Genomic DNA, 9,025 nt, shown 5'->3' with positions numbered 1-9,025 from the left:
GCCGTGTCCGCCAGGACGGGCGCCGGCGCCGCCTCGGGGGCGGTGACGGGCGCCACGACCGGCTCGGCGGCGGGCGCGGGCGCCTCCGGAGCCTCGGGGTCCGGGGTGGGCGCGGGATTGAAGGTCGTGAAGAACACCACCGCCGCGGCCAGGAGGACGAGGATCAGCAGCACCAGCCACATGGGGATGCGGCGCCCGCCGCTCCCCGCCTCGCGGATCGTGGGGGTGCGCTCCGGCTCCACGTACCCGGCCCGCGCCGCGGCGGGGTCGGCCGTCTCGACCGCGCGAAAGTGCAGCGGCACCCCGCCGAACCGCACCGACGCGCCGTAGACGAGCGGGGTGGGGACCTGCGGCGCCAGCCGCACTCCCTCCACGTAGGTGCCGTTGGTGGACTCCAGGTCGGTGATCCGCCAGGCGCCCTCGTCGAACTCGACCTGGGCGTGCGTGGCGGACACGGAATCGTCGGTGATCACGATGTCGTTCCCCGCCGCCCGCCCGATGCGGACCACGGGGAGCCGGATGGGGACCTCCTCCCCGGCCAGCGAGCCGGCCTGGATGCCGAAAGCGGCCAGCGCCCCGGAGCGGTCGCCCCGCGGGGTGATCTCCATGCCGTCAACCTCCTGTAAACGTTCTCCTGCCACGCATTGCGAGGCCGCAACGTAGCGACGCCCTCCCGGCGCGGCAAGCGCGGGCGGCGCAAGGAGCGTTCCCTGGAGCGGCCCGCCCGCGCGGCCCCCGGACGCACGAAAGGCCCGGCAGCCGTTCGGCCGGGCCTTTCGTGCGCGCGGGGCAGGCCCACGTCCGGTGGGTCTGCCCCGCAGTCGTGTTCGGCAGACGCGTCAGCGCGTCTGGATCTGGATGCTGCCGCCGCCCAGGGCGGTGGTCGCGTCGTCGTTGGCGCCCCGGGTCCACTCGTTGTCGTAGAGCAGACCGGCCGGCCCGCCGTAGATCCGGATCCGGAACCTGTCGGTGCCGTCGCCGCCGGCCGCCTGGCCGTCATAGGCGGTCAGCTGGAACTGGTACGTGCCGTCGAGGCCCGCGCCCAGCCCGGTCACCGTGCCGGTGCCGTGGTACATCGCCTTCGCGCCACCGACGGTGAGCCAGTCGTAGCTCGTGCTCCTGAACAGCAGGTCCGCCGCGTGGAACTGGAAGTGGGTGCTCCCGCTCGGCCGGGTGGCGCCCTTCTGGTAGCGCGAGACGAAGCCGAAGCTCGCCCTGCCCGCGAGTCCCGGGTTCGGCTTGAACGCGCCCGCCACCGAGTTGATCCAGCCGCCCCCGGCGACGAACGCGCCCGGGTCGTAGACGACCACGTACTCGGCGACCGCGGAGGCGCGGGCGCCGTCCGCGTCCGTCACCGTCACCCGCACCGTGTACACGCCGGCCGCGGCGTACGCGTGCGTGCCTCGCACGGACCCCGCCGCCCCCGCGGCCGGCTCGGCGACCCGCAGGGTCCCGCCCACGCCGGCCCGGCTGGTGGTCCCGTCGCCCCAGGCGATCGTGGTGCCCGGCACGGCGTGCGTGTCTCCGGCGTCGGCGTCGCTGAACGCGGCGCTCACGTCCACCGCACCCCCGGTCTGCACCGCAACGGCCGGGAGGGTGACCGCACCGATCGTCGGAGCGTGGCGGACGCCGACGGGGGCGTGCCTTGCGCCCACGCCGAACGGGGAGAACGACGCGACCGTGCCGCAGACCAGGAGCTTCACCGGGTCCACGTAGGTGGTGCGGTCGACCCACTGCTGCGTTCCGTCCACCGTCTCGCCGTGCAGCAGCCGCGGCTGCGTCCCGCTCGCCTCGTAGTACGCCGGGTCGTAACTCAGGCACACCGAGACGGGGCCCGAGAATGTTGCGGTGGTCGAGATGTCGTAGTACGCCCCGCCCGGGAGGGTGAAGCCGGACGGGATGGTCGGGGCCATCGGATTGTAGGGGTCGTAGTACAGCCGGGACACTTCCACGGCGCCCGCGGTCCCGACGCTCTCGAACGTCACCGCCACGGTCGTCCCCGTCGAGTTGTCCATCTGCAGCTCGACGGCAACGCCGGACCCGGAGGCGACGCTCGCCACCACGGGGAGCGGGCTGGTGACCTCCACGGTGAGGGACCCCATCACCCAGTTCGCGGCGTCCGGGTCGTGGTAGTCCGCGACCCAGAGCGTCACGTCGTAGGTTCCCGGAGCGCGGTAGGTGTGCGAAAAGGTCGGCACCGTGTCCCTCCTCCACCCGGTGCTGTCGCCGAACTCCCAGTAGTAGTACAGATAGTCGCCCTCGGGGTCCGTCGTCCCGCTCGCGTCGAACTGGATGGGCGCTCCCGCCACGCCGGTGTACGGGCCGCCCATGTCGACCGTGGGCGGCTGGTTGTCGCTCGTCCGCTGGAGCGCCGGCCGCGCCCCGGGGGTCGCATCCGGCGCGAGGGGGCCATCGCAGGCGGCCAGGCCCACGACGCAGAGTAGGAGCGCGAGCGTACGCCCGCGGCGGTTCGGCAAAGTGAAGTGGTGGGGAGGGCGCATGCGACTTCCTTCCCGGCAGATCGGCCGGTCTGGGCGGTGACACGAAGGCGCCGCGGCGGGCGGGAGGGGGTCCCGGGCCGCGAGCTGGGGGGCATATGTCGTTATGCCATATGTTCTTAGACGGCCGAAGCTCGCCTGTTCGGATGTTTCTGTCAAGGTCACGCGCGGGTTAGTTTAGAGCAGGTTGTGGCGACCGGATTCCGCTGGGACAAAAAGCAACAGCCCCACAGCCTGAACGGCTGTGGGGCAATGCCAGCTCCACCAGAAGAGTCTCCGGCAATCCTGGGGCGGTTCAGGCTACCGGAGCGCTCCAGGCCCGCAGCTCGGGCCGGTGGTGCTACTCCGCCACGAAGCGGCGGAGTGAATCCACTGCACGCAGCGTCTGCGCACTGGGCAGCGCCCCATCCTGAACGGCGCGGATGAGCGCATCGTCACGCTTGTAAAGATCGTTCCCGAACGACAGCTGCCCCCCCCGCAGGTAGGTGGTGAAGTAGGCAATGTAGACGGGAAGCTTGCGCGGAACGTCCACACGCTTGTCGTCCGGGCCCTGCTCCATCGCCTGGCGGACGCGTTCCGCCGGCCATCCAAGAACCCACTGCGCGAGCTGCTCGGGCTTCTCCAGACGGATGCACCCGTGGCTGAATGCACGCACGTCCTCCTCGAACAGCTCGTCCTGCGGCGTGTCGTGCAGGTAGATGTTGAAGTCGTTCGGGAACATGAACTTCACCAGCCCGAGCGAGTTCTCCGGACCGGGCTTCTGGCGGATGCGTGTCTTGCCACCCTCCCGAAACGTCTCGTAGTTGTTCTGAGCCATGTACCCGGGGTCCGCCTGGATCTTCGGCCAGAGCTCCTTGGTGGCGATGTCGTCCGTCACGTTCCAGTAGGGCCGAAAGACGACGAACTCCACGGAGTCGCTGAAGACCGGGGTGATGCGATCCGTGTACTCCTCACCGACGATCACCTTCATCTCCAGGGCCTTTCGTCCACCGTCGTACGCCTCCAGCCGAAAGGCGGGAACGTTCACCAGGACGTAGCGCGAGCCGAGCGAGCGCGGCAGCCAGCGGAAGCGCTCGAGGTTGGCGGCGATCTGCCCGAGCCGATACGCCGCCGGGGTGTTGAGCGACGCGACGGTCTCCTCCCCCAGGACGCTGTCGGCCTCGATGCCGTGCCGGGCCTGGTAGTCAGCCACGGCGCCGGCGAGCTGCGCATCGTAGACAGACCCACCGGCCCGGGCACGGGCACCCGCCGGAGTGCTGTCGGCGCCCGTCTGCTGCGCTGCCGGCGTGCTGGCGCCGAGCAGTTCCTCCGCCTCCAGCCGTTGACGAAGAGCCGCCAGCCGCACGGACGAATCGGTCTGCCCGGGCCTGAGCGCCTTCCCCTTGGGCACCGCCGGCCAGCCGCCCTGCACGGCCAGCTTCCGGTAACGCTGGAGCTCGCGCACGAGTGCAGCGTAGTCTTCGTCCTGCGGCCGCATCCGGGCAATGGAGCGGTCCAGCGGCTCCTCCCGCAGCGCACGAGCCAGCGCACTGTCGACCTGCTCCTCCTGGGGATCGATGTGCCACCCTTCGGACACCGTGCGCGGATCGAGCTGCCCGGTGAGCAGGTCCTCGCCGAGCGCTGCGTACGCTGCCGTCAGCAGGACGTCGGCCGTGGCGAGCTGCTGCGCCGTGGGGCGCGGCGTCTCCTTCACCGCTACCAGCGCACGCGCCAGCTCGTTCAGCGGGTACGCATCCACACGGAGCGCATCCGTGTGCGCATCGATCAGGGCCTTCAGCAGCGCTTCCGCGCGATCCTCGGCGAGGCCGTTCTTCGTGAGCCAGAGCGGTCCCTGGCGGTAGCGCTCGTAGAGCCTCTGCACGTGCCGCCACTGATCTTCGTCCAGCGGTGCCGGCCGGGTGGCGCCGAGACGCTGCTGGATCCCACCCCGGATCGCACTCGCCGGGACGCCCTTGACTGCCTTCAGTGCCTGCGGGTTCCAGGAGCCGTCCACCGATGCTGCGGATCCCTCTTCCCCGGTGCTCTCACCTGCTCTGGCGCTGTCGCCGCCGCAGCCGGCGAGGAGGATCAGCAGGCATGCTGCGGCCCCCGCCACACCACGGGACGCGGATGTCGAGAAGCTGTTCATGATCTCCGTTCCAGGAACCATGTAGATCCGGGCGCCGAAGCGCGTATCCCCAATCACGCAAACAGCTTATACACCGGCGGCCACGTCCGGGTGCCGGATGGCTGCCCGGCCCCCACCCCGGCACGGAGAGTGCGGCTGTGATGCCGCGGCCCGAGCGGTGCCGTTCGTCCGTCACTGGAAAGGAAACCGAATGCTCGTCCACATCATCGCCGACTATGGCCATGGTGATCTGGCCTTCGCCGAGGTGGTGCAGCGCATCCGGCTGCACCTGCCCGACGCGGAGCCGATGCTCACCCCCGTACCCCCGTTCTCCACCCTGGCCGCCGGCTTCTGCGTGGCGCAGCTGGGGATGAACGAGGCACCCGCCGGAACGTTGATCTACCACAACGTCGCACCTCGAGAGGACACCGACGAGGCTCGCTCCAACAACGCGGGCGAGCGCCTGGCCTATGCGCGGCTGCCGACGGGGGTCCGCGTCATCGGCGTCAACGCCGGCCACACCTTCGCCTTCGTCCGCGACGTCGCCGAAGAGCTGCGCTGGGCCGCCGTACCCGCCGAAGGCTCCCAGTTCCGCTCCCGCGACCTGTTTCCGAAGGCCGCCGCCGCGGTGGCGCTGGGGGAGCCGGACGCCCTGGCCGAGGAGATCGACCGTGCGGAGATCCCAGATGTTCCCCCGAGCTCTGTCGCGTACATCGACGGCTACGGGAACCTGAAGACCACCATCCGACCCGCCCGGAACGATGCGCGGGCTGGCTCCCGCGTCACAGTCCGCATCGGCGAGGCGGAGTGGAGCGCAATCCGGAGCGACGGCAGCTTCGCCGTCGCTCCCGGGGAGATGGCGTTCGCGCCGGGGAGCAGCGGCTGGGCGGCGGAGGGCGGGGAAGCGATTGCGTGGATGGAGCTGTTCCTGCGCGGGGGCAACGCGTGGGAGGCCTTCGGTCGTCCCTCCGTGGGTGAGCCGATCCGGATCAGCGAAACGGAAGTGTGAACGTGGCGCAACCCCTCTCCGGGGCGGCAACCCTGTAGCGCACGAAAGGCAGGTGAGCCTGCCGGACTTCGACGGCCAAAATGCCGGGTTCTGCCGGTGAACCTGTTCCAGAAGTCGTCCCACCCAGGTCAGACCGCATCAGCGAATCGCCTCACGGATCTTCGGCTCCATGTCGGGCGTAACCACGGCCGGACGGGCTGGAAGGGCGGTGTCACCCCGACGGCCGTTACGTTCGATGTCCTCGATGAGCAGTTTCATCGTGCGGATCTCACGTACCTGCGAGGCGATGATCTCATCCGCCAGCTCCCGCACCCTCGGATCGCGGATCTCCGCCTTCCGGGCGTTGTTGATGGCGATCGAGTGATGGGGGATCATCGCCTTCATGAACTCGGTGTCGCCGATCAGGGTCTGGGCTCGGTTGACGTAGAGGAGGACGCCGCCGAGCAGGACCGCGCCAGCGAGGACGGCGATCTTGACACCGATTCCCTTGTACATCGACCACATGTAGCCGAGCATCACGACGGTCATCACCGCCCCCATGACGAAGGAGGCGACCAGGCGATTCAGACTGAACATCGCGTGGTCGGCTTCGTAGACGAGCTGGTACATCAGGAAGAACATGATGAACGTGGACGTGGCGATCATCGCCGCGAATCGTCCCCAGCCCATCTGCATCGTCTGCTTCTGCTTATCCATGACTGCCGTATCGTGCCTGGTGGAAGGGGAGACTACCGGACCACTGCTGGTGGCGAGGCAAAGAGTCGGCCAGCCAGACAAGACTTGGTCGCTCCCCCGCTCCGTCGCTTGCTGCCGTCGGGACTGTGGGATTCGACCCCCCGACCCCTGTCTCTGTTGCGAATCCTGTAGTGAGAAACTCACAACAGGTACGAAGGAACGCCCTACCCGAACTCCGGGTGGGGCGTTCCTATTCTCTCCCGCGCAATGTACCCGTCCTGTACCGCGGCGGTGCCGAAGGAGTTCGACTAGAATCTACCGGGCACGTCAGAGGGATCGTCGCTGGACCAACTCTGCTACAGATCCGGGGATTGGCTGGAAGGCACTGACGCCGGTCGGTGCTCCCTCCAGGGCGACGTTCACCGGGTCACTCCGCCGGTCCTGCTACGAGCATCCGATGGCCGACTGAACTGCCTGGCCTTCCTCCACCAGCTTTGCGGCCGCCGCCTCCGTGATCTTCTTGCCACCGTGATTCCGCACGTCCCTCACAAACATCTCCAGCCTCATGCATGCCTGGGCCGTTTCGTCCACCATAAGGTGGTTCAGAGCCTTATGGAGCTGGTTCATGCTGCCGTTGGAGACCCCCGGGGTCTCTCCGGCAAGCGCGATGAGACGTTGGAGTTGCTCCGCCGGGGTGAGCCCAAAGAGGGCGAAGGCGAGGTCCGCAGGCATCGGCTCTTCCAGACGGTCTGAGAGGAAGGCGTAGCCTCCGCCTGCGTCCATGACGGCGCCCTGGCCGGTCGGGGGCGTCCGCACGTGGGTGCCGTACCGTGAGATCCCGATCCAGTAGGTGCCGGGATAGAGCACCAGAGGCTCGGAGATCGGTAGGATTCGCAAACCATCGCGCACGACGGTCTCCTCGTGGGTGAAGCTCCGGGTGGCGATCAGGGCGCCCGGGATCCGGGGATTCGCCTCATTGGCGGCGAAAAATCGAAGTGTATAACTGGGCCACAGTGGGAGAGGCACTTCTACCAGGGTGAGGCCGACCTCGCCGAGGACCCACCGCTCCCCCAGTGGTACGATGAAGTCGTCCGCGAGGAAGCTCCCGGAGCCCACCCCGATCGGGTAGAGGTTGTCCAACTGCTGGTATACGGCCCCATCGACCGTGAGGGGCACTGAAACGTCGCTTCGGAAAAACCGTAGCGAGGAAGTGCCGGGCGAAATCGTCGGGACGTCGGAGCAGGCGGTGAACAGTGCAAGCAGCACAGCAAAGAGAGGAAGGAATGAAGCAGCTTTCCGGCAGGTGGAGACCTGCTTCCCGGGTCGGGCGACAATGCGAGGTTCCATGCTTGCCTCTCCTTCGACGCAGAGGGTTATCGGCCGGACGTCGGATACGTCACTGCTTCGGCGGCGCAGCGGTCTGGAACAGACACGAACGAGGAATTGAACGCAACCCGAAAAAACAATGGCGCGGCCGGGTCCGACCAGGACGGAGGATAGCTGTCAAGCGCCGACCAGTCCACTGCCAGGCATGATACCCGAGAAAAAGAACACCCGGCAGGCGTATGTGCCTGCCGGGTGTTCTGCTGTCTGCAGCGCCCACTCCAGGACTCGAACCTGGGACCCTCTGATTAACAGTCAGATGCTCTAACCAACTGAGCTAAGTGGGCTCGCTCCCCGCACGGGGAGCACGAAGGATAACCAGAAGGGCGCACCCCTGTCAATCCCCTCGCCCGGAGCGGGCGCCGGGTTCGCCACGCCCAGCGCGAGCCGAGGGAACCTCAAGCGCCGCATGGGGTTCATGGAATTGCCCCTGGCTCCCGCCGGGGTACGGATCCTGCCGGTAGCGCCCATGTCGAGGGACGCCGCACCCTCGCCCACCCGGTCCGCCGGGAGAGCCTCCACGACGGCCGTGCCGCTGTACCCGTGTAGCCGCCCATGAAGCCGTACCGCTCCACGCCCGCCGCCGCGGGCCTCGCCGGGCTCCTCCTCGGCCTCGCGCTGACCACGTCCTGGTCCGCGGGCGAGGTGCGCGAGCTCGCGTCGGGGCTCACCGCCCTCCCCTCCATGGACGAGCTGGACCCCATGCCCGTCCTCCCCCGCACCCGCCTGGTGGTGGCGATGGAGGAGGCCCGGTCCAGCCTGGAGCGCCACCGCCCCTGGCGCGCGTGGCAGGAGCTGGAAGCCCACGTCGCCGATCCGGCGGAGGCGCCGGCCACCGCCGTGCTCCTCGCGGCGCGGGCCGCCTCCGAGTGGGGCGGGTGGCGGGAGGTGCGCGAGCTCCTGGCCGGGCGCGACTGGCTGGGCCGTGCCGAAGGGGGCGAGGGATGGTTCCTCCTGGGCCGGGCGTACGAGGAGGCGGAGCGGATGGAGGCGGCGGCGGACGCGTACCGCCGCTACACGGCGATCCCGGGCGCGCGCTCCCGCGCGGTGGCGTACGCCCGCCTGGGGAACGTGCTCCGCGGCGAGGGGCGGCACCGCGAGGCCGCCGCCGCGTTCGGCGCGGCGGCGGAGCAGACGCCGGGTGCGCGGGACTGGCTCCGCACGCTGCAGGCGGAGGCGCTGGCCCGCGCCGGGAGCCCGGAGGTGGTGAGCGTGGCCGCCGCCTCGGCGGGGGTGTCCGGGCCGGTGCGGGTGAGGCAGGCGCGGGCGGAGGCGTCGTTCTGGACCGCCTCGGGCGACACCGTCCGGGCGCTGGACCGGCTGGACCGGGAGGTCCGCGGCCTCGTCTCCCTG

Annotated in this window: 7 protein-coding genes and 1 tRNA gene; 2 read left to right on the top strand and 6 right to left on the bottom strand. The window is 69.4% G+C overall.

The features are described 5' to 3' along the window. From VGR37_18280 to VGR37_18270, 3 genes are all read right to left on the bottom strand, one after another. Positions 1-608, bottom strand: a 608-nt coding sequence (locus VGR37_18280; protein HEV2149356.1) for an FHA domain-containing protein, incomplete at its 3' end; no start/stop codon positions are given. Between the two features lie 231 nt (positions 609-839). Next, positions 840-2,501 (bottom strand): PKD domain-containing protein, encoded by a 1,662-nt coding sequence (locus VGR37_18275; protein ID HEV2149355.1) that lies wholly within the window; start codon positions 2,499-2,501, stop codon positions 840-842. A gap of 337 nt (positions 2,502-2,838) precedes the next feature. After that, a complete protein-coding gene (locus VGR37_18270; protein HEV2149354.1) occupies positions 2,839-4,626 on the bottom strand; it encodes a L,D-transpeptidase family protein in 1,788 nt (595 codons plus the stop codon). 190 nt (positions 4,627-4,816) lie between these two features. Between VGR37_18270 and VGR37_18265 the strand changes: the two genes are divergently transcribed. Next, a complete protein-coding gene (locus tag VGR37_18265; protein HEV2149353.1) occupies positions 4,817-5,614 on the top strand; it encodes a hypothetical protein in 798 nt (265 codons plus the stop codon). A gap of 138 nt (positions 5,615-5,752) precedes the next feature. On the opposite strand, the gene VGR37_18260 is transcribed toward VGR37_18265, so the two are convergent. From VGR37_18260 to VGR37_18250, 3 genes are all read right to left on the bottom strand, one after another. Then, positions 5,753-6,310, bottom strand: coding sequence for a DUF305 domain-containing protein (locus tag VGR37_18260; GenBank protein ID HEV2149352.1), 558 nt, complete (start codon positions 6,308-6,310; stop codon positions 5,753-5,755). Positions 6,311-6,733: 423 nt separating this feature from the next. Continuing rightward, positions 6,734-7,636 (bottom strand): hypothetical protein, encoded by a 903-nt coding sequence (locus VGR37_18255; GenBank protein ID HEV2149351.1) that lies wholly within the window; start codon positions 7,634-7,636, stop codon positions 6,734-6,736. 249 nt (positions 7,637-7,885) lie between these two features. Next, a tRNA-Asn gene (locus VGR37_18250) sits at positions 7,886-7,959 on the bottom strand. A 268-nt stretch (positions 7,960-8,227) separates the two neighbouring features. Here VGR37_18250 and VGR37_18245 point away from each other — a divergent pair. Then, positions 8,228-9,025: hypothetical protein (locus VGR37_18245; protein ID HEV2149350.1), on the top strand; the 798-nt coding region annotated here is incomplete at its 3' end.

It is taken from the genome of Longimicrobiaceae bacterium, assembly GCA_035936415.1.
Lineage (GTDB): Bacteria > Gemmatimonadota > Gemmatimonadetes > Longimicrobiales > Longimicrobiaceae > JAFAYN01.
The sequence above is the reverse complement of the archived record's forward strand: the minus strand, read 5'-3'. Positions and strand labels throughout refer to the sequence as shown.

What these genes read in the sequence shown, in the direction of transcription:
- VGR37_18255 (HEV2149351.1), bottom strand. Translation starts at nt 7,636, where the DNA reads ATGGAACCTCGCATTGTCGCCCGACCCGGGAAGCAGGTCTCCACCTGC.
- VGR37_18275 (HEV2149355.1), bottom strand. Translation starts at nt 2,501, where the DNA reads ATGCGCCCTCCCCACCACTTCACTTTGCCGAACCGCCGCGGGCGTACG.
- VGR37_18270 (HEV2149354.1), bottom strand. Translation starts at nt 4,626, where the DNA reads ATGAACAGCTTCTCGACATCCGCGTCCCGTGGTGTGGCGGGGGCCGCA.
- VGR37_18260 (HEV2149352.1), bottom strand. Translation starts at nt 6,310, where the DNA reads ATGGATAAGCAGAAGCAGACGATGCAGATGGGCTGGGGACGATTCGCG.
- VGR37_18265 (HEV2149353.1), top strand. Translation starts at nt 4,817, where the DNA reads ATGCTCGTCCACATCATCGCCGACTATGGCCATGGTGATCTGGCCTTC.